Annotated in this window: 18 protein-coding genes; 12 read left to right on the forward strand and 6 right to left on the reverse strand. The window is 71.4% G+C overall.

Annotated features, from left to right (window positions below; genetic code table 11):
* The first annotated feature begins 32 nt into the window (after window positions 1–32).
* Together J4E96_RS08790 and J4E96_RS08795 are read left to right on the forward strand one after the other, a co-directional pair.
* A complete protein-coding gene (locus J4E96_RS08790) occupies window positions 33–1523 on the forward strand; it encodes an MFS transporter (RefSeq protein ID WP_227425373.1) in 1491 nt (496 codons plus the stop codon).
* 140 nt (window positions 1524–1663) lie between these two features.
* Window positions 1664–2086 carry a PLD nuclease N-terminal domain-containing protein gene (locus tag J4E96_RS08795; RefSeq protein WP_227425374.1) on the forward strand — a complete coding sequence of 141 codons (423 nt, stop codon included), beginning with the start codon at window positions 1664–1666 and terminating at the stop codon, window positions 2084–2086.
* Between the two features lie 94 nt (window positions 2087–2180).
* Here the strand turns inward: J4E96_RS08795 and J4E96_RS08800 are convergent, their stop codons facing one another.
* The 3 genes from J4E96_RS08800 to J4E96_RS08810 are packed head-to-tail and all read right to left on the reverse strand — an operon-like array spanning window position 2181 to window position 5493.
* On the reverse strand, window positions 2181–3344 hold the full coding sequence (locus J4E96_RS08800; protein ID WP_227425375.1) for an ABC transporter permease: 1164 nt from the start codon (window positions 3342–3344) through the stop codon (window positions 2181–2183).
* Window positions 3341–4507 carry an ABC transporter permease gene (locus tag J4E96_RS08805; RefSeq protein WP_227425376.1) on the reverse strand — a complete coding sequence of 389 codons (1167 nt, stop codon included), beginning with the start codon at window positions 4505–4507 and terminating at the stop codon, window positions 3341–3343. The genes J4E96_RS08800 and J4E96_RS08805 overlap by 4 nt, the downstream gene beginning before the upstream one ends.
* A 2-nt stretch (window positions 4508–4509) precedes the next feature.
* Window positions 4510–5493 (reverse strand): ABC transporter ATP-binding protein, encoded by a 984-nt coding sequence (locus J4E96_RS08810; protein ID WP_227425377.1) that lies wholly within the window; start codon window positions 5491–5493, stop codon window positions 4510–4512.
* A gap of 190 nt (window positions 5494–5683) precedes the next feature.
* Here J4E96_RS08810 and J4E96_RS08815 point away from each other — a divergent pair, with 190 nt between their 5' ends.
* On the forward strand, window positions 5684–6973 hold the full coding sequence (locus J4E96_RS08815; RefSeq protein WP_227425378.1) for an NYN domain-containing protein: 1290 nt from the start codon (window positions 5684–5686) through the stop codon (window positions 6971–6973).
* 36 nt (window positions 6974–7009) lie between these two features.
* Here the strand turns inward: J4E96_RS08815 and J4E96_RS08820 are convergent, their stop codons facing one another.
* Window positions 7010–7876 (reverse strand): AraC family transcriptional regulator, encoded by an 867-nt coding sequence (locus J4E96_RS08820; protein ID WP_227425379.1) that lies wholly within the window; start codon window positions 7874–7876, stop codon window positions 7010–7012.
* A gap of 400 nt (window positions 7877–8276) precedes the next feature.
* On the opposite strand from J4E96_RS08820, the gene J4E96_RS08825 reads away from it, so the two are divergent.
* The 3 genes from J4E96_RS08825 to J4E96_RS08835 all read left to right on the forward strand — a co-directional run bounded on the left by J4E96_RS08825 (window position 8277) and on the right by J4E96_RS08835 (window position 10766).
* On the forward strand, window positions 8277–8984 hold the full coding sequence (locus J4E96_RS08825) for a DUF998 domain-containing protein (protein ID WP_227425380.1): 708 nt from the start codon (window positions 8277–8279) through the stop codon (window positions 8982–8984).
* A 55-nt stretch (window positions 8985–9039) separates the two neighbouring features.
* Window positions 9040–9411: a YciI family protein gene (locus J4E96_RS08830; protein ID WP_227425381.1), complete on the forward strand. Its 372-nt coding sequence runs from the start codon at window positions 9040–9042 to the stop codon at window positions 9409–9411.
* Window positions 9412–9491: 80 nt separating this feature from the next.
* Complete coding sequence (locus J4E96_RS08835) at window positions 9492–10766, forward strand: RNA polymerase sigma factor (RefSeq protein WP_227425382.1); 1275 nt, start codon at window positions 9492–9494, stop codon at window positions 10764–10766.
* Window positions 10767–10960: 194 nt separating this feature from the next.
* Here the strand turns inward: J4E96_RS08835 and J4E96_RS08840 are convergent, their stop codons facing one another.
* Window positions 10961–11587 carry a TetR/AcrR family transcriptional regulator gene (locus J4E96_RS08840; RefSeq protein WP_227425383.1) on the reverse strand — a complete coding sequence of 209 codons (627 nt, stop codon included), beginning with the start codon at window positions 11585–11587 and terminating at the stop codon, window positions 10961–10963.
* A 78-nt stretch (window positions 11588–11665) separates the two neighbouring features.
* On the opposite strand from J4E96_RS08840, the gene J4E96_RS08845 reads away from it, so the two are divergent.
* Genes J4E96_RS08845 through J4E96_RS08855 form a run of 3 tightly spaced genes read left to right on the forward strand, consistent with a single transcriptional unit; the run spans window position 11666 to window position 13092 of the window.
* The gene (locus J4E96_RS08845) at window positions 11666–12361 is read left to right on the forward strand and encodes an alpha/beta hydrolase (protein WP_227425384.1); all 696 of its coding nucleotides are present in this window, start codon (window positions 11666–11668) and stop codon (window positions 12359–12361) included.
* A 45-nt stretch (window positions 12362–12406) separates the two neighbouring features.
* A complete protein-coding gene (locus J4E96_RS08850) occupies window positions 12407–12757 on the forward strand; it encodes a nuclear transport factor 2-like protein (protein ID WP_227425385.1) in 351 nt (116 codons plus the stop codon).
* On the forward strand, window positions 12754–13092 hold the full coding sequence (locus J4E96_RS08855) for a hypothetical protein (RefSeq protein ID WP_227425386.1): 339 nt from the start codon (window positions 12754–12756) through the stop codon (window positions 13090–13092). Before J4E96_RS08850 ends, J4E96_RS08855 begins: the two co-directional genes overlap by 4 nt.
* A 104-nt stretch (window positions 13093–13196) precedes the next feature.
* Here J4E96_RS08855 and J4E96_RS08860 read toward each other — a convergent pair whose 3' ends face one another.
* A complete protein-coding gene (locus J4E96_RS08860; RefSeq protein WP_227425387.1) occupies window positions 13197–14141 on the reverse strand; it encodes a pseudouridine synthase in 945 nt (314 codons plus the stop codon).
* Between the two features lie 71 nt (window positions 14142–14212).
* Between J4E96_RS08860 and J4E96_RS08865 the strand changes: the two genes are divergently transcribed.
* Genes J4E96_RS08865 through J4E96_RS08875 form a run of 3 tightly spaced genes read left to right on the forward strand, consistent with a single transcriptional unit; the run spans window position 14213 to window position 19753 of the window.
* On the forward strand, window positions 14213–15685 hold the full coding sequence (locus J4E96_RS08865; protein ID WP_227425388.1) for a DUF3375 domain-containing protein: 1473 nt from the start codon (window positions 14213–14215) through the stop codon (window positions 15683–15685).
* A complete protein-coding gene (locus J4E96_RS08870) occupies window positions 15678–16400 on the forward strand; it encodes a DUF4194 domain-containing protein (protein ID WP_406620435.1) in 723 nt (240 codons plus the stop codon). The genes J4E96_RS08865 and J4E96_RS08870 overlap by 8 nt, the downstream gene beginning before the upstream one ends.
* On the forward strand, window positions 16397–19753 hold the full coding sequence (locus tag J4E96_RS08875) for an ATP-binding protein (RefSeq protein ID WP_227425389.1): 3357 nt from the start codon (window positions 16397–16399) through the stop codon (window positions 19751–19753). The genes J4E96_RS08870 and J4E96_RS08875 overlap by 4 nt, the downstream gene beginning before the upstream one ends.
* Window positions 19754–19866: the final 113 nt, after the last annotated feature.

Raw genomic sequence — 19866 nt, forward strand, 5'->3', positions numbered from 1 at the left:
TCAACAACTGCTTACTCGCTCGAGGAGCTCTCGTGCCCACCACCCCTCAGGGCCCCGCCGCCACGCCACCCACCGCCAGGACTCGGAGTACGCCGCACGGGCGCGGGACCGGGGTCATCCTGTACTTGTCGCTCGGCGGCCTGTCCTTCGCGGTCCTGCAGTCGCTCGTCGCCCCCGCCCTCGGCACCATCGGGGCCGATCTGGGGGTCGCGACGAGCGACGCCAGCTGGGTGCTCACCGCCTACCTGCTCTCCGCGTCGGTCCTGACCCCGATCCTGGGGCGCCTGGGGGACATGGTCGGCAAGCGCAAGGTCCTCATCGTGGTGCTGTCCCTGCTCCTCGTCGGCGCGGTGCTCGCCGCGCTGGCCCCGAACCTCGGCGTGCTGATCGTCGCGCGGATCCTCCAGGGCGCCGCCGGCGCGGTCATGCCGCTCTCGATCGGCATCGTGCGCGACGAGCTGCCCCGCGAGCGCGTGAGCGTGACGATCGGGCTGCTCTCGGCCATCTTCGGCATCGGTGCCGGCGTCGGCATCGTCGCGGCCGGTCCCATCGTCGAGCACCTGTCCTGGCACTGGCTGTTCTGGCTGCCCGCCGTCCTGGTGGTGATCGCCCTGCTCGGGGCGATCTTCGGGATCCCGGAGTCGCCGGTGCGCACGCCGGGGCGCCTGGACGTGCTCGGTACCGCCATCCTGACCGTCGGCCTGGTCGCCCTGCTCCTGGCCATCAGCGAGGGGGAGAAGTGGGGCTGGGGCGACGCCAAGACCGTCGGTCTGCTGGTCCTGGGTTCCGTGGCCCTGGTGGTGTTCGTCCTGGTAGAGCTGCGCGTCCAGGAGCCGCTGATCGACGTGCGCCTGTTCCGGCACCGCGGGGTCTGGACCGCGCACGTCGTCGCCCTGGCCTTCGGCTTCGCGATGTTCGGCACCTTCATCCTGGTTCCCACCCTGCTGCAGCTGCCCAGCGCCCTGGGCTACGGGTTCGGCAAGAGCGTGACCCAGGCCGGCCTCTACCTGCTGCCCACCGTCGTCGCGATGGTCATCTCCGGAGTCGTCGCCGGCATCCTCATCCGGCGCATCGGCCCGAAGATCCCGATGATCGTCGGCGGAGTGTCGGTGGCGGTCGCCTTCCTCATTCCGGCGCTCGGGCACGCCCAGCTGTGGTCGATCGTGCTGTCCGGCGTCCTGACCGGCATCGGCATCGGCATGGCACTCGCGGCGACGTCGAACGCGATCGTCGAGAGCGTGCCCGCCGCCCAGACCGGCGAGGCGATCAGCGCCAACACCGTCATCCGCACCGTCGGCAGCAGCATCGGGACCGCCGTCATCGCCGCGCTGCTCTCCTCCCAGGTCAGCGCGCAGGGGGCCCCGCTGGACGACGGGTTCACCATCGGGTTCTGGGCCTGCGCGGGTGTCGGGGTCCTCGCGTTCCTCGCCGCCCTCGCCGGCCCCTCACGCGGTGCCCGCCGACGCGAGGCCATCGCCGCCGGAGTGGACGACTTCGACGAGGTCGAGCACGCCGCCCGGTAGCTCGCCGCGACGCGAACACGGTGCGGTTCCCCACCGTGCGCCGAACGCGCGCCGATTCCCCGGACACGGGACCCGGACCTGCCCTACGGTTCGAGCGACGCTGCGCACGCAGCTGGCCACGTGCGCATCAAGGAGGCGTCATGCCCCGTTACCTGGGGATCTTGCTCGAGCTCGGGCTGATCGTCTTCTGCTTGATCGAGTGCATCCAAGCTCCGCCCGGACGCGTGCGCAACCTGCCGACCTGGGCGTGGATCCTCCTGATCCTCTTCATCCCCTACGCCGGCCCGATCGCGTGGCTGGTCGCGGGGCGCCCGACGGCGGCGTCGGCGGGCCAGGCCGTCCCGTGGCGGTCGACCGCCACGGCGGGCTTCCCGGAGTACGAGCGGCCCGGCGCGCCCGCCGACGACCGCCAGCTCCTTGCGGGGCTCGCCGCCTCCGACGCCTCCGACCGCGCGCTGCTCGCGCAGTGGGAGGCCGACCTTCGCGCCCGCGAGGCCGCGCTCCGCGACGACGCGCCGGGGCCGCCGCCGGGCCAGGGCACCGGCGACCCCCGCACGCCGTAGTCGCCCTAGGGCACCCACGGGTTGTGGTCCGGATCGGTGCTCCAGAGGCGCAGATCCCGACCACCACCGGCTCGCGACGGGAGACCGACCGCGGTCAGAGCGCGCGCGCCATGCTCCGCCGCAGGCTCCACGTGCCGAGCGCGAGCAGGACGGCCGCCATCGCGGCCAGCACCCCGAGCTGCGGGAGGATGTCGACGAGCGTCCCGTCGCGGCGCTGGATCTCGGCGAACGCGTCGTACGCCCAGGCGTGCGGCGTGATGTGCGCGACCGTGCGCAGCGTCTCCGGGAACAACTCGAGCGGGAGCATGCAGCCGCCCAGCGCCGCGAGGACGAGGCCGAGCCCGATCCCGATGCCCGACGCCGCGCCGTCGTTGTCGAGAACTGACCCGATCACCATCGCGGCGCCGGCGGCGACGGCGCTGAACGTGGCGAGCACGAGCAACGACAGCCAGAGGTTGCCCCAGCTCACCCCGAACAGGAGCGAGGTGGCGACCATGATGTACGCGCCCTGGAAGATCGCGATCGTGAACCGGCCCAGCGCCTGGCCGGCGAGCGCCTGCCCGGCGGAGACGGGCGCGGCGAGGGTCCGGGCCATGACGCCGAGCCGGCGGGTCTGGATCAGGGTGGATGAGCCCGCGAGCGAGGCAAGGAAGACGAACAGCAGGAGCTCGCCCGACGCGCCGAGGTCGAACTGGCCCAGCCCGTCGAACTCCTGCGTGAGGCGGTCGACGTCGACGACCCTCAGTTCCGGCGGCGTGGTGGCCGCCTCGGCGTCGGCCAGCGCGGCGAGGGCCGCGTCCTCGCCGAGGCCCGCCCCCACCAGTGCGGCGACCTGCCCGCGCTCGACGGTGACCCCCGCGACGGCGACCCGGACCCGCTGCACGGTTGCCGGGCTGCCCTGCTGCGCGCCGGGCACGATCTCGAGGACGACCGGGGCGCCAGCGTCGTACGCGGTGGCCGCCGCCGCGGAGATGAACAGGCCGACGTCCGTGCGCCCGCGGGCGACCTGCTGCCGCACGGAGTCGGCGCCGCCGCGGGTGACGCTCACGCCGTCGTCGACGAGGGCCGTCGCGATGGCGGTGCCGAGCTCGCTGTCCGCGCCGGCGATGGCAACCCGGCCATTGCCCCCGTCCCCGCCGAACTGCGAGCCGATCACCAGGACGAGCAGCAGCGGGAAGATGAAGACGAAGAAGATGTTCGACCGGTCGCGCAGGAAGCGACGCAGCTCGACCGCGGCGATCGCTCGGGCGGCCCTCACAGGTCCCGCCCCCGGTCGGGCACGAGTCGCGAGGCCGCAAGGCCGACGACGGCGAAGCCCAGCATGAGCATCACCGGCACCCCGATGTCACCCAGCCCGCCGCCGCCGGAGGTGATGCCCAGGCCGCGGGTGAAGGCGGCGATCGGGTTGAGGCCGACGACGACGTCCAGGAATCCGGTCGTGTTCAGCGGGAAGAACGCGCCGCCGGCGATGCCGAGCAGCAGCGCGAGGATCGACTGGAGCACGCTCGCCTGCTCGGCGGTGCGCGCGACCCGGGCGATGATGAACATCAGCGACGTCGCCGCGGCCACCGCGCACAGGATGAGCACCGCCACGGCCACTGGCGAACCGAACGAGACGTCGAAGAACATCGAGCCGAGCGTGAGCAGCACGGACGTGGCGACGACGCCGAGGATGTAGCTGACGAGCCCCTTCGCCGTCACGATCAGCCAGGGTCGCATCGGCATCGAGCGCAGCCGGGCGAGGGTGCCCTGCTCGCGCTCGGCGACCAGCCCGAGGACCCCGAAGCCGACGGTGAACAGCAGGAACAGGCCGGCCTGCCCCGCGATGAGGGCGGCGGAGCTGCTCAGCTGCTCGCTCGCCGCCTCGCCCTGCGTCAGCGTGATCTCGGGAGCCTGGGTCGCCGCCTGCTGGGCGAGCGCCGCGAGCTGCGCGTCGGGCACGCCGGCCCCGGCGCCGGCGGCGGCGGTCACCGCGCCGGCGGAGAGCTGGGTGAGGACGCCCTGCACGACGGTGAGGACGATGTCGCTCTCGATCCCGGAGTCCTCGCCCTCGGTCACCTCGACGACGACCTCCTTGCCCGCGCGGACGGCGTCGCCGAAGCCCGCGGGGATGACGACGCCGAGCTCGGCATCCCCGGACCGGGCCGACGATCGCGCGTCGTCGGCGGAGACCTCGTCCACGGTGAGGTCGATCCCCTCCACCTGGGTCAGCGTGGCGGTGATCGCTGTGGCGAGGTCGTCGCCCGCGGGGGCGGACACGGCGACGGTCACCGGCTTGAGGGTGAGGTTCGCCGCGCCGCCCGAGGTCAGGTTGAAGACGAACATCAGCGCGAGCGGGACGACGAGCGCGAAGATGATCACCGACCGGTCCCGGACGCGTTGGCGCAGGTCGGACGCCGTCATGGTCCATAGCTGTCGCATGCTCAGTCCCTCAGGGCTTTGCCGGTCAGGTGCAGGAACACCGACTCGAGGTCCGGCCGGGTGATCTCGACCTCGGTGAGCGTCATCCCGGCGTCGGTCGCCGTCGTGACGATGCTCGCGACCGCCGTGGGGGCGTCGCGCACGGTCAGGGTGAGCGTGTTCCCGTCCGCGGCGACCTGCTCGACGGCGGGCAGGGCGCGCAGGCCCGAGAGAATCGCGGCGCTCTGGCCTGCGCCGGCCAGCCGGATCGTGTCCACGCCACCGGTGAGCGTGATGAGCTCGCTCCGGGTGCCCTCGGCCTGGATGCGGCCGGAATCGATGATCGCGATCCGGTCACAGAGGCGCTCGGCCTCCTCCATGTAGTGGGTCGTGTAGAGCACGGCCATGCCGCCGACCGACAGCGCCTCGACGGACTCGAGGATCGCGTTGCGTGACTGCGGGTCGACGCCGACCGTCGGCTCGTCGAGGATCAGCAGCGCAGGCTGGTGCAGGAGGCCGACGGCGATGTTCAGCCGCCGCTTCATCCCGCCGGAGTACTCCTTCGTCGGGTCCTTGGCCCGGTCGGTCAGCGCGATGAGCTCGAGCACCTCGTCGATGCGGTGCGAGAGCTCCTTGCCGCGCAGGCCCTGGAGCCGGCCGAAGAACATGAGGTTCTCGCGTGCGGTGAGCTCGGGGTAGATCGCGAGATCCTGCGGGACGAGGCCGATGTGCCGCTTGACGTCGACCTCGCCCGGACCCATCGGCCTGCCCGCGACCGTCACGGAGCCGGCGTCGGCGGGGATGAGACCGGCGACCATCGAGATGGTGGTGGTCTTGCCCGCGCCGTTCGGGCCGAGCAGGCCGAAGGTCTCGCCGGGGTCGATGTGGAACGAGACGCCGTCGACGGCGGTCAGGTCGCCGTACCGGCGGACCAGGTCGGTCGCGACGAGCACGTGCCCACCAGGTTGCGGTCCACCGCGTTCGTGCTGGATCCCGTCGAATGCCACGGTGGTGCGCCCCTCTGCTGGTCGGACCTGCTTTTGCGCTCGGCGCGCTCAGTCTGGCACTGGAGCGCCCCACGCGACACGACCGACGTGCCGCCACCCGAGGTCTCTCGCGCGCTCGGGTCTGACGGCGCAGCATCGGCCGGCCGTGGGTATTGGCTCACCCCCGGGCGTGAGCGAGGAGGATGCGGTCATGGACATCACCCCCGAGGGCGGGCGGCGGCTGCGTTGCGCCCTGTTCGTCGACTTCGACAACGTGTACATCGGGCTCCAACGGCTCGACCCGAGCGCGGCCGAGGCGTTCGCCGGGTCGCCGGCGCACTGGCTCGCTGGGCTCGAGACCGGTAGCGACGCCGACGGCGAGTTCACTCGGCGCTTCCTCGTGCGCTCCTGCTACCTCAACCCGTCCGTGTTCTCGCAGTTCCGGCCGAACTTCACGCGGGCCGGCTTCAGCGTCGTGGACTGCCCGTCGCTCACCCAGCAGGGCAAGAGCAGCGCCGACATCAACCTCGTGCTCGACGCGGTCGACGCCCTGAGCGCCGAGACCCGGTACGACGAGTTCGTCATCCTCTCCGCCGACGCCGACTTCACCCCCCTCGCGCTGCGCTGCCGCGCGGCCGATCGGCGGGTCACGATCATCACCGCCGGTCCCGCGGCGAGCGCCTACCGCGCCGTCGCCGACACGGTGATCACGGCGGACGAGCTCGCCGAGATCGTCAAGCACCCCGAGCAGGTCGAGCTCGACGACACGCCGGCACCCGCCCCGGTCGCCGCGCCCGGCAACGGCACCGGCCGGGCGTCGGCGCCGTCGTCATCCAGCGCGGCCGCGCGGGCGTCCGGACCTGTCACCAACAGCCCTGCGCGGAAGCCGGTCCTGCGCCTGGTGCGCGCGGCCGACCGCCCGTTGACCGGGAGCGTGGTGGCCCAGGCGGCGCAAAAGGCCGACCCGTCGCTCGTCACCTCGAACTGGGAGAAGACCGGCGCGTTCTTCCCTTGGCTCGCGCGCGCCGTCCCTGAGTTGCAGGCCACCGCGCGCCCGGCTCCGGGGTTCGTCTGGGACCCCAAGCGCTTCAGCGAGGCCGACGTGCCCAGCGCCGACGCCGTCGACCTGCCGCCCCTGCAACGTCAGGTGGTCGACGTCACCGACATCCCCAACCTCCCCGCGGAGAGCTACCGCATCCTGCTCTCGGCCCTGGCCGAGGACGTCCGCGCCGTCCCGTTCGCCCGCGCCGAGACCTCGCGGCGGGTGCGCGACGCGTGCCAGGCCGCCGGCGCGAAGATCGGCCGCGGCTCGGTGAACACCGTGATCGCCGGGGTCCTGTACGCCGGGCTCGACCTCGCGGCCAAGCCCTCGGCCCGCGAGGTCGCCGAGACCTGGGCGGACAACGTCATCGGGCTCTGCCGCGGGGCTCGGATGGAGCTCGGCCCGCAGGCGGTCAACGCCATCCGGGCCTGGGTCGGCGGGGGACTGCTCAGTTCCTGAGCCGACCGTGCACGCGGGTACCCGATCGGGCAGCGGCTATGCGCGCTCTACCGGCAGCCAGAGTTCGCAGGTTGCCGTGCTGAAGTCTGGGGCTCGATCCAGGACCGCCACGACGGACGGGCCCTGGCGCAAGCGCCAGGGATTGGACGGGAACCACTCGGTGGCGGTGGCTGCCCACGTCGCCTGCAACGTGGACGGGTACGGCCCGGCGCTGCGGAAGACTGCCCACGTGCCTGCAGGGACGTCGACGGCGTCGAGATCCGCGGGTGCCGGCGTCTCCTCGCTGATCGCGACGCCGTGGAGGTAGCTCAGGTCGCTTCCCTCGATGTAGTCGGGGTCGACGTCGGAGCTCACCTGGAGCAGTCCGGTGGGCTCGGTGTTGCTCAGGCTCTTGAGGCGCAGGTGCTCGGACTCGGGTATGGACGCGATGTGCTCCTGGATGTGGGGGTTGATGCCCTCGTGAATCAGCGGCACCTGTGCTGCGTGGCCGATCAGGCGGAACGTGGGTCGTTCAACGATGCGGGTGTCCATGGACGTGCTCCCTTCGACGGTCAGGCGAAACCTGAGCTGTGGTTGTGAACGAAGGGGGCCGCCGTCGCGGCGCACGTCGCCGGGGCGAGTGCCGTGCACCGCCCGGAATGCGCGACCGAACGCTTCGGTCGAGCCGTAGCCGTATCGCACCGCGATGCCGAGAAGGTCATCGCCCGCGACGACGTCGGATGCTGCAAGCGTCATGCGTCGGCGACGGATGTACTCCGAGATCGGCATGCCCGCGAGGGACGAGAACATCCGCCGCAGGTGGTACTCGGTCGTGCCGAATCCGTTCGCAAGTCCGGCGAGGTCGATCTCCTCGGTCAGGCGCGTCTCGACATAGTCGACGAGGTGGTTCAGTGCTGCGATCACGGTTTCCCCCTTCGACATCGAGCCTGCCCCTGCCTGACGGGTCCGCGCCCGATAGTTGGAGACCGATCGGATCGGCGATTCAGGGCGCCGAGACGGGGATATCGGTGAGCCGGAACGGGACGGAGCCGAGCTCGCCGATGTCGCCGGAGCGCACGAGCGGGTGGATCGCTACGTCGACGTCGATACCGCTGACCGAGACCGTCCGACAGGATCAGGTGCCGGTGCTGGGCTGCACGCCGCAAGGATCATCGCGTCCGCCCTCATCGGGCCGCACGGCAGCGTGCAGAAAGCTCGCGGTGCGGAACTCCGAACTGATGTCGAACGGACCGGAGTTCGTTCGTGGAGGGGGTGACGGACGGTCTGCAGCAGGCAGCCGGCCGCACTCGACAAGGAGCGTTAGATGATTCCCACCACCACGAGCACAGGAAATGCGTCCCTCAGCTCGGCAACCCGTTCACCGGTGTCCCGCGCGACCACGTCGCTTCTCGGGTGCGGCGTCGTCGTCGGCCCGCTCTACGTGGTCACCTCGCTCGTCCAGGCCTCGACCCGGGAGGGTTTCGACCTCGGCCGGCACCAGTGGAGCCTGTTGATGAACGGCGAGCTCGGCTGGGTTCAGATCACCAACGTCGTCCTGTGCGGCGTCATGGTCGTTGCGTTTGCGCTCGGGCTGCGTCGCGCCCTGACCGGCGGCCGCGGTGCGCGCTGGGCACCGCGACTCATCGCGGTCTTTGGCGGCAGCCTGATCGCGGCGGCGATCTTCCGCGCCGACCCCGCCCTCGGCTTCCCCGTGGGAACCCCGCAGGGGCCCGGGACGGTCTCGTGGCACGGGCTGCTCCACATCGCCGCCGGCGGGATCGGGTTCTCGTGCTTCGCCGCGGCCTGCTTCGTCCTCGCCCGCCGGTACGCCGTGGAGGGGCGGCGCGGCTGGGCGGTGTTCTCGCGCTTCGCCGGCGTCGCCCTTCTCGGCGGGTTCGCGATGGTCGGGTCCGGACAGGGCAGCGTCGCCAGCAATCTCGTCTTCACCGGGACCGTCGTTCTCGTCTGGGCTTGGATGAGCGCGGTAGCGGTCGATCGCTACCGCGACCTCGGCCTCGTCACGATCGGCTGACCACCGAGCACTTCGTCAACTGGCCATTGTCAGCAGCACACAAGGGAGAACTGCCATGCGCTACGTCGTCTTGCTCAAGGGAAACCAGCCCGCCACGCCGCCGCCCGCCGGCCTGATGGAAGGGATCTTCGCTCTCGGCGAGGAAGCCACGCGGGCGGGGGTGATGCTCGACAACGCCGGGCTCGCGCCGAGCGCCGCCGGGGCCCGCGTCCAGGTCGCGGACGGACGGCTGAGCGTCACCGACGGACCGTTCGCCGAGTCCAAGGAGATGATCAGCTACGCCGTCTACGAGGTGGCGTCGAAGGAGGACGCCGTCGAGTGGACGTCCCGGTTCATGAAGCTTCACCAAGACCTGTGGCAGGGCTGGGAAGGAGAGGCGGAGATCCTCAAGGCCCTCGGGCCCGAGGACTTCGCGCCGCCGGCCTGAGCCGACCCGGGCGACGCCGAGCGCCCACGCCGGACGCTCGGCGTCGCCGTGGGGGGTGCGGGGTGCTTGGATGGTTCGTCATGACGGTGCTCCAGGCCGACGACGCGGCGCGCCGCGCGGTCGAGGCGGTGTGGCGCATCGAGGCGGGACGGCTGGTGGCCGGTCTGACCCGGATGACGAGGGACTTCGGTCTGGCGGAGGAGGTCGCCCACGACGCGCTCGTCCTGGCCCTCGAGCAGTGGCCCAAGGCCGGCATCCCGGCAAACCCCGCTGGGTGGCTCATGACCACGGCGAAGCGTCGCGCGATCGACCGGCACCGCCGCGAGGCGACCCACCAGCGCGCTCTCCAGGTCCTGAGCCGCGATCGGGAGATCGCGGAGTCGGCGGACGGGTCGAGTGCGATCGACGACGCGATGGACGACCAGATCCGGGACGACCTGCTGCGGCTCGTGTTCACCGCGTGCCACCCTGCGTTGTCCCTGGAGTCCCGCGTGGCGCTGACCCTACGGTGCGTCGGGGGCCTGACGACGCCTCAGATCGCCCGGGGGTTCCTGGTCTCCGACGCGACGATCGGACAGCGGATCAGTCGCGCGAAGCGCACCCTCCAGACCGAGCACGCCACCTTCGAGCTGCCCACCCCCGCGGAGATGCGGGAGCGGCTCAGCTCCGTGCTCGAGGTGATCTACCTGATCTTCAACGAGGGGTACGCCGCGACCTCGGGCGAGCAGTGGATGCGCCCGGCGCTCTGTCACGAGGCGCTGCGTCTGGGTCGCCTGGTCGCTGGGCTCGCGCCCGGCGAGCCGGAGGTGCACGGGTTGGTGGCCCTGATGGAGCTTCAGTCGGCACGGATTCCCGCCCGGGCGACGAGCGTGGGGGAGCCCGTGCTCCTGCAGGACCAGGACCGCAGGCGCTGGGACCGGTTGCTCATCCGGCGGGGTATCGCGGCGCTCGAGCGGGCCGAGTCGACGGGACGGCCGGTGGGTGCCTACTCCATCCAGGCGGCGATCGCGGCCTGTCACGCCAGGGCACTGACCATCGAGGAGACCGACTGGGAACACGTGGCCGAGCTCTACGAGGTGCTCGGCGACGTGTGGCCCGGCCCCGTGGTCGAGCTCAACCGGGCCGTCGCCATGGGCATGGCGTTCGGGCCCGCGGCCGGACTCGAGCTCGTCGACGCGTTGACCGACTCGCGCGAGCTTCGGACCTACCCGATGCTCCCCGCCGTTCGTGCCGACCTGTTGCAGAAGCTCGGCCGAACGGCCGAGGCCCGGCGGGAGTTCGAACAGGCCGCCGCGCTGACGCAGAACGAGAGCGAGCGCGGGATCCTGCTCCGGCGGGCCGCGGAATGCCGCTGAGACGCGCGTCGGCCCGTAGTCCGCAGCACTCCCGTCTGCCCGGCGGAGAGCTCCTGATCTGCGGCACGAGATCCTCGCCGACCGGATGGGCTGCCTCAGGGGCGGCGTGGTCGCGAACGTCGAGGTCCCGACAGCCGAGTACGTGCAGTTCGCCAGCTGCGACGACAGCGGCAGAACCACCCTGTCAGCGGTGGTTACCTCTCTGGATACTGCTCTCGTCGATCGCGCTGTTGGCGGGGGATGGCCCGCGTGGCCGCGGTGCGTTCGTCGCCTGGGGCGTGCTCGAGGGCGATGAGGAGGTCGTGGAAAGCCCGGTCGGTGCGGGTGGTGTCGCCGGTGGCGTCGAGGTCCATCAGCAGGCCGCGGATGACGGCGAGGACCAGGGTGGCCGACTCGGGTCGACCGATAGTGCGCAAGCCGTCTTCGAGCGGCCCCAGCCAGTCAGTCGTCGCGATCCGTCGGAAGCCGGGCCAGAGGTGCTGCTCCGCGTCTTCTCGTAGCTGACCAAACATGCGCAGGTAGGGCTGTCCGTCCGGACCGGTCATCGCGGTCCACGCGCGAGCCAGGGTGACGGTGTACTCCTCGTCAGGTCGGACTCGCAAGAGGTCACCGAAGGCGTCGAGCTGGTGCTTCCGTGCCTGGCGAAGGATCGCGCGCAGCAGGCCGTCACGGGTGTCGAAGTGGTAGAGGAGCATGCGAGCCGACGTGCCGGTCGCGCGGACCAGCGGCTCGAGCCGGTCGGGGAGACCATGTTCGAGGGCGTAATCGGTGCACTCGTCCAGGAGCCGCTCCGCAATCAATGGCTGCCGTTGTCTGCCCACACCCATCATCCTTTCACGTAACGGACGCTACGTGTACCGTCGATCGCAAACCAAACGCCGCCGATGTGGAGGGTCGTCATGAGAGTGGTGTTCGTGCACGGAGCGTGCGTGCGAGACGGCGAGTGGTGGTGGCACCGCATGGCGGATGTGCTGCAGGAACGGGGCGTGTCGAGTGTGGCGCCGACGTTGCCGAGCTGCGGCGAGGCGGGCGCGCCGGCGGGAGCGGCGGGTCCGGGACTGCCCGAGGACGTCGCGGCGGTGCGCCAGGTACTGCGGGACGGCGCCGAGCCGACCATCGTCGTCGCGCACAGCTATGGCGGCATCGTCACTGCGGAAGCCGCCGCCGGAATCGCCTCGGTCTGGCACCTCCTCTTGGTCTCCAGCTACCTGCCCGAGATCGGGCAAAGCCTGTCGGAGTTCGGCGGCGACGGGCCCGCTCCCTTCCTCGACGCGGACCTTGACGCTGGCACGTTCGGGGTCCGCCCCGAGCTGCTCGTCGGCACGTTCCTGCAGGATTGCGACCCGGATGTCCAGGCAGAAGCGGCGCACCACCTCGCGCGGCAGAGCCTGCACGTCACCGGACAACCGGTCGGGGCGGCCGCCTGGCAGCAGGTGCCCTCGACCTACCTGGTGTGCGCCGAGGACAGGGGCACCCCGGCACATCTGCAGCGTGAATTCGCCCGCAAGGCCGAGCGCGTCGTCGAGATGAACACCGGCCACCATCCGTTCCTGTCCCGACCCGACGCCGTTCGCGACCTGCTTCTGAGCCTTTGACAGCAGCTCAGAGGCCGCGGCGGCAGCAGCTGCGGACGGATCGTCATGAGCAACGATCAGGAACTCCTGTTGAAGGCCTACGCGGCGTACAACAGCCAGAACATCGATGGCCTGCTTGCCGTCGTCGGCCAGGATGTCGACTGGCCGGACGGACCCAACAGGCTGCGGGGTAAGGCCGCCGTCAAGGCCTTGGTGGCCGACCAGTGGACGCGCACCGTCACTGTCGACCGGCCGGCAACACTGGTGCGCTTCCGCAGGTCACTTGCATGGACGAGTCCATGGTCGATGTCTGGCGAGGCACCCGATCGGGTGAAGCACGTCGGTTCCCCTTCACGGGGTCCGGCGTCAGTCGATCGGAATCCCAGCATCAGAAAAATGGGGGCATGTCTGACATGAGGATCAACGCGGCGTCGACAGACCTGGCGCGCATCGCAGCAGGGCCCGCAGCTTCGGGCTCCGCTGCGCAGCAGGCGTACGACAAAGCCGTCAAGCACCTGACCGAAGTGCAGAAGAAGCTGACCCAGGACGCCCTCAACGGCGCCCCCGACGACACACTCAAGGTCGACCAGGCGATGGTCGAGATGGCGGCGATGGCCGTCGCGGCGGCCGCCGCCGCGCTCGCGCGCGAGCAAGAACTCAGTCGTGGCCACGAGGCGCCCCCCGCGGCCGTCCCCGAGCCTGGGCGCAGCCCGGACCAACGTCGCAAGGGCGAAATCGACGTCTACGCCTGATCGTCGCTCGGCGACGTACCAATTGTGGAAGACGGGTACCGAATCCGAGTCCACGACGCCGACCTCGCGGCCGGTGGCGCATGAACCCGACGGGCCGCCGAACGTCAGCAGGTGGCGGCGTCGCTCGGCGGCCCGGCCGTCAGCGGGATGCGCCGGACGCTGCGGAACTGCCGCGGGCCGCCGTCGACCGGGTCGGTGAACGCGAGCTCCCCGGCGAGCAGCTGCAGCGGGCTGCTGAAGTCGTCGACCTCGACGTCCCGCACCACGGGGTACAGCGGGTCGTCGATGATCGGGATGCCGAGGCCGCACAGGTGCACGCGGAGCTGGTGGGTGCGGCCGGTGCGGGGCGTCAGGCGGTAGACCCCGCGGCCGTCGACCTCCGACTCGAGCTCGACCAGCGTCTCCGCGTTGGCCGGGGCGTCCGGCACGACGGCGGCCTGCCAGGAGCCGCGCTCCTTGTGCAGGTGGTTGCGGACGACAACGGGAAACGCCAGGTCGTCGCGCAGCGGCGCCAGCGCCCAGTACGTCTTGTGCACCGCGCGCCGGTCGAACATGGTCTGGTACGGCCCGCGCCACCGGGCCTCGGTGGCGAGCATGAGCAGGCCGGACGTGACCCGGTCCAGCCGGTGCAGCGGGGACAGCTCCGGTAGGCCCAGCTCGTCTCGTAGCCGGACGACGACGCTCTGCATGACGTGCCGACCGCGCGGGATCGTGGACAGGAACGCCGGCTTGTCGACGACGACGAGGCGCTCATCGCGGTGCACCACGTGGATGGGCCCGGTCACCTCCGGCTCCTCGCGTAGGTCGCGGTGGAACCACACGAACCGGTGCGGGGCGTAGGGGTCGTCGGCGCGGACCGCGCGGCCGGCCTCGTCGACGACACGCCCCTGCGCCAGCAGGTCGGCCACGTCGACGTGCTCAGGGAGCCGCGCCCGGAGCCACGCCCCCATCGTCGCCCACTCGTCCGCGCGCGAGCGGTCGCGATCTGGGGTGCGCAGCCAGGCGGCGCTCAGGCCGTTCCGTGCCGGCAACGGCGATCTGGGAGGCACCCACCGATGCTACGGGCCCCGGCGCCGAGGCTGTCCGAACAGCGGCGCTATCCCGCCTACGCTGTGCCGCGATGATCAATCGTGCCGAGGGGGCGTACCTGGGAGCCGTCCGGGCATTCCAGAACCCGATGCTGGACCTGCTCCACAAGAGGCACGCACCTCTCGTCGTGTCGGTGCTGTCGGCGTGCTTCACCGCCGAGCGGCCCAACGTCTCCGTCGCCGACGCACACACGCAGATCGGCGACGCGCTCGACCAGCTGCGTGCGGCGGGCTACGACGAGAGCCTCCCAATCGGTACCTCGCGCGATCTGTGCCGACAGTGGGCGGACGCCGGCTGGCTGATGCGGCAGGTGGTCGACGACGTCGAGGTGTACCGCTTGTCCGCGCACGCCGTCGACGCGCTCGACGTCGCGGGGCGGGCCGGCGGTGCCCGTGCCCGGGTCTCGCAGTCCCGGGTACGGACGATGCTCGACGCCGTCGAGCGACTGGCCCAGGACGCCGATCCCGATGCGCTGGTCCGGATGGCTCGACTCGACGCGGAGATCAGGCGGCTCCAGCAGGAGCTGGACCGGATCCAGCGGACCGGTGCCGTCGAGGAGGTGGACGACGAGCAGCTCCTCGAGGAGGCGGAGAACCTTCTGCACCTTGCGCGCGAGCTCCCAGCGGACTTCGCTCGGGTCGCCGAGTCCATCAAGTCCATGCAGCGCGACGTCGTCACGGCCCTCCGCCAGGACGAGCGTCCCACCGGCGAGGTGCTGCGGGAGTACCTGGAGCGCGCCCAGCACGTGATGGAGGCGACGTCGGAGGGTCGGGCCTTCGCGGGCGCCTTGCGGCTCATCGGGGACCCGCAGCGCCTGGACGGACTCTCGAACCAGCTCGACGTGGTCTTGCGACACCGATTCACCGGGCGCCTGGCGCCCCAGCAGCGCACGGAGCTGCGGGAGATCGGACACCGCATCGAGCAAGGCCTCGACCTGGTCTTCACCACCCAGCGGGAGGCGTCGTACGTGATCACGGCTCAGGTCCGCAACCACGACCCGCTGCGCGACCGCCAGGTGGACGACCTGTTGCGCGACGTCATGACCGGGCTGCAGACGTGGATGCCGGAGTCCCGGCGCGGGCAGTCCGTCGACCCGCTGCGCCGGCTGCCGGTTGCGGAGGTCGACCACCTGCGCCAGACCGCCGGAGACCTGCGGCCCGCGCAGCCGCCCGCGCCGCTCGAGGACCGGGACGACGCCGTCGTCGACGTCACGAGCGACGAGGCGCGCGCCTGGGGTGGGCCGCACTACGCAGAGCTGGACAGGCACCTTGTGACTCTCGCCGACGGCCGCAGCATCGTGGACGTCGCGGTTGCGTTCAACGCAGCCCCGGAGGCGCTCCGACGCCCGGTGGACCTGCTCGGGCTGCTGGAGCTTGCCGACAACCAGGGCATGGAAGAGACCGACGAGCTCGCCTTCGTCGACGCGGTTCGCCCCGACGGCACCCGTCGCAGGCTCGCGTTCGGTGGGGTCACGACACGGATGAAAGAAGCAGTTGATGAGTGAGCCCCGAGCCGAGCGTCCCGAGCGGCCCTACGTGGACGCGGACGTGGACGTAGACGCAAACGCGGGCGGCGACGTCGACGGCGGGTTCATCGAGCCCGTCCCCATGGAAGAGGACCCGGCCGAGCTGTTCGCCGGCGACTCCGGCACGCTCGAGGCGGACGTTCGGCGGGTGCTCGTCCGGCTCCTGCAGCGGCGGTTCTTGCTGGCGGACCGGAACCAGGCGCAGTGGCGCATCCTGCTGGAGAACCAGTCGGTGATCGAGTCGCGGCTACATGACCTCTTCGTCCACCTCGTCGTCGACCACGAGCGTGGGGTCGCCTACAAGCGGCAGGTCCGGTCGGCCGAGCTGGACGTGCCGGTGCTTCTGCGCGATGAGGCGTACTCCCGGGCGGAGACGTTGATCCTGGTGCACCTGCGCAGCGTGTTCCAGCGCGAGCAGGGCGTGGGGGAGACCTCGACGCGAGTCGACCTGGAGGAGATCGAACGGACCGCCCTGACGTACTTCGACCCCGATGACACGAACGTCGCCTCGCCCCAGCGGGAGATCCGGTCCGCGGTGACGAGGCTCGCGAAGGAGGGACTCATCGAGGAGGAGTCGGAGGGACGCTTCCGCGTCACGCCGCTCGTGGAGATCGCCCTCAGCAACGAACGCCTGGTCGAGCTGCGCGCCTGGCTCGCCGAGCAGGCTCTCGCCGGGTCGGGGGTGGCGTCATGACCATGATCGACACGCTCTTCGGGTTGATCCCCGCCTCCTCGACCGGCCAGCAGTGGATCGCGCGCGAGCTGCAGCTGGTCAACTGGGGCGGGTACGACGGGCATCACCGAGTCTTGCTGGCCCCGACCGCGACGCTCCTGTCGGGTGGTTCAGGCTCGGGCAAGTCCACGCTGATGGACGCGTACATCGCGCTGCTCATGCCGCACACGACGCCGTTCAACGGAGCCTCCAACGGCGGCGTCGTCGGGCGTCCTCGCGGTAAGGATCAGCGCAACATCCTGTCCTACGCGCGCGGCAAGGTGGACGAGTCCCGCACCGAGGACGGCACGCGCCAGCGGGTGCTGCGGGGCGACGGCCGGGACACCTGGTCGGCGATCGCGATGACCTGGGTCGACCAGGGCGGGGCCGAGCTCACGGGGGTGCGCGCCTGGTACGTCCCGTCGGCCGCCCGGACCCTCGACGACGTCGTCGCTGTCAGGGCGACCTGCGACGGCCCGTTCGATCTGCGCGACGTCGAGGCCGCCGCGGCCCAGAAGTTCGCCCGAGCGGCGATGACCGCGGTCGGGCTGACGCCGTTCGACACCGACCGGGACTTCAGCGCGCGGCTGTACTCGACGCTCGGAATCGGCACGGCGGGTGACGGGAGCCGGGCGGTCGCGCTGCTCGGACGCATCCAGGCCGGTCAGCAGATCACCACCGTCGACGCCCTCTACAAGGCGATGGTGCTGGAGGAGCCGGACACGTTCGCGACGGCCGACGCGGTCGTCGAGCAGTTCGACACGCTGACCGGCACCCGTGAGCAGATGATCACCGCACGACAGCAGGTGACGTCCCTCGCGCCGATCCGCGAGCACCGCGACGCAATCGACGCGGCGGGGGACCGGTTGCGGGTCATCGAGCAGATGGGCACGTTCGAGGACGGGACGTCGTCGGCTGCGCTGTGGCGGCACGAGCGTCGGCTCGGGCTGCTGGGGTCGGTCGAGCAGGACCTGAACGGCCGACACCACCACGCGCAGCGACTCGCTGCCGAGATCGCTGGCCGCATCGCCGCGGCGAAGTCGGAGCTCGCCGGCGTGCAGGAGACGTTGTGGGCCTCCGGCGGGGACCGGCTCGCCACGGCGCAGCGCGAGCTCCGAGGCGCCGACGACCGGCTGGTTGTCGTCGAGCGCGCGCGGAACCGGCTCGACGAGACGCTGCGCGCGGACCTGGGGACGTCGGTGACGACCGAGGCGGACTTCGCCGACGTCGTCGCCCGGGCGTCCGAGGCGTTCCAGGACAGCGACGCGAAGGCAACGAGCCGCAGCGCGCTCTTCGATGCCATGTCGGAGAAGAAGGAGGCGACGGCCGACCTGGCCGGCCTGCGGGCGGAGCACGCGGCGGTCCTGCGGCGGCGCGACAACATCCCCGGCGAGCTCCACACCGCACGCGCGGCCCTTGCACGGGCGGCCGGCCTTACTCCCGACGACCTGCCGTTCGTCGCCGAGCTGATCGAGGTGCGCACCGAGCACGAGCCCTGGCGGGAGGCCTTCAACCTCGCCCTGGGGGGCTTCGCGACCCGGATGTTGATCGACGTCACCCACCTCGGAGCGTTCCGCAAGGCGATCGACGCCGTGCCGACCGCGCGTCGGATGCGGTTCGAGGGCGTCGCGACGGGTATGCGCGAGGATGTCGCGCTCGACACCGCGACGTTGCCCGGCCGGCTCGACGTCCGCAGCGGGCCGTTCTCGGGCTGGCTGCGCAGCGAACTGGCCCGCCGGTTCGCCTACATCTGCGTCGACACCCCGGCCCAGCTCTCCCAGCACCCGAAGGCGCTCACGCGCTCAGGGCAGGTGTCTGAGGGGGCCCAGGGCGCCCACGGCGGGCGGGGTCAGGCGAACGTCCTGGGCTTCACGAACACGCGTCGGCTGGCGCACCTCGAGCAGCAGCTCGCGAGCGCGGCCAGTCGTCTCGAGCTCGCCGAACGTCAGGTGGTCGACGCCGAGCGGGGGCTGGACCGGCACGACGCCGAGGTCCGCGCTTACCAGCTGCTCCGCGACCTCACGTGGGGCCAGGTGGACGTCGCGACCCTCGAGGCGGAGCGGGCCCGGTGGGGACAGCTGATCGACGACGTGCTCTCGGGCAACCCCGAGGTCACGCGGCTCCAGGACACCTCGAGCACGCTCGAGTCCACGATCCAGGGGCTGTCGGAGGATCTCGGCCGGACGAAGGCCGACGTCGAGGCTCTGCAGGCCCGCTGGAGCTCGACCGTCGACGAGGTCGACGGCGCGCAACAGGCGCTCGACGACGCCGAGGCGGCCGGGACCACCGTCGCGCCGGACCAGCGCGCCTACCTCGAGAGTCTGCTGGGAACGACGGGCGAGACGCCGATCGTGCCCAGTTCGACCGACGCCCTCGCAGCGTTCGACGGCGTCCTTGCGCGGGCGGGCGACGTGCTGCGGGCGGACCGGCAGGCGGCGCAGCAGACCATCGGCACGGCTCGCGACGCGCTGCGTCGGACCTTCGAGACGTTCGTCGAGCGCTGGCCCGACCCGAACCTCGGCGTCGACCCGGCCGCCTCCTACGCGGACTACGCGCGCATCCTCGACGACCTTGAGACGAGCGGCCTGCACGACATCGAGTCGGAGTGGCGCACGAGCCTGCTGCGCCTGTCCGGAAACGACCTCACCGATCTGTACAACGCCCTGAGCCGGTCGGTCCGGGAGATCAAGGAGCGCATCCGGCCCGTCAACGACATCCTCGCGGACCTGCCGTTCGCCGACGACGAGCACCGGCTGCGGATCGACGCCCGCGACACCCAGTCGACGCTCGTCGCACGGTTCCGCAAGGAGCTCCGCGACCTGCGCGAGCTCCTGGCCGCCGAGGCCGACGACGCCGAGCGCGAGCGGCGCTACGCCCGGATGGCCCGGGTGATCGACCGCATCCGCCGGAGCGCACCGGACTTCGCCGACCTGATCGACGTTCGCCGACACGTCCGGCTCAGCGCCGAGAAGGTCGACCTCGACGGCGAGCACGTGGCGCTGTACGACCACATCGGCGAGAAGTCCGGGGGAGAGTCCCAGGAGCTCGTCGCGTTCATCGTGGGCGCCGCCTTGCGCTACCAGCTCGGCGACGCCGGAGCCGAGCGTCCCCGCTACGCGCCCGTCTTCCTCGACGAGGCGCTGATCAAGGCAGACGCTCGGTTCACCGGCCGTGCCATCGGCGCGTGGCGCGGGCTGGGCTTCCAGCTGGTCATCGGCGCGCCCAACGACAAGTTCGGCGCGCTGGAACCACACGTCGACCTCAAGTACGTCGTGCTCAAGGACGCCACCGGGCGTTCGCGGACCAAGCTGATCGCGGGGGTCGCTGCGGACTGACAGCCGTGAGCGCGCTGCCGAGCAGGGGGCCGGTGAGCCGCGCGGCACGACTGGACCGGAGCCTGGCGGATGATCGTCTTCTGCTGTAGATGTGACGGAAGTCTTTCGGGGCG

This window comes from Pengzhenrongella sicca, assembly GCF_017569225.1.
GTDB lineage: Bacteria > Actinomycetota > Actinomycetes > Actinomycetales > Cellulomonadaceae > Pengzhenrongella > Pengzhenrongella sicca.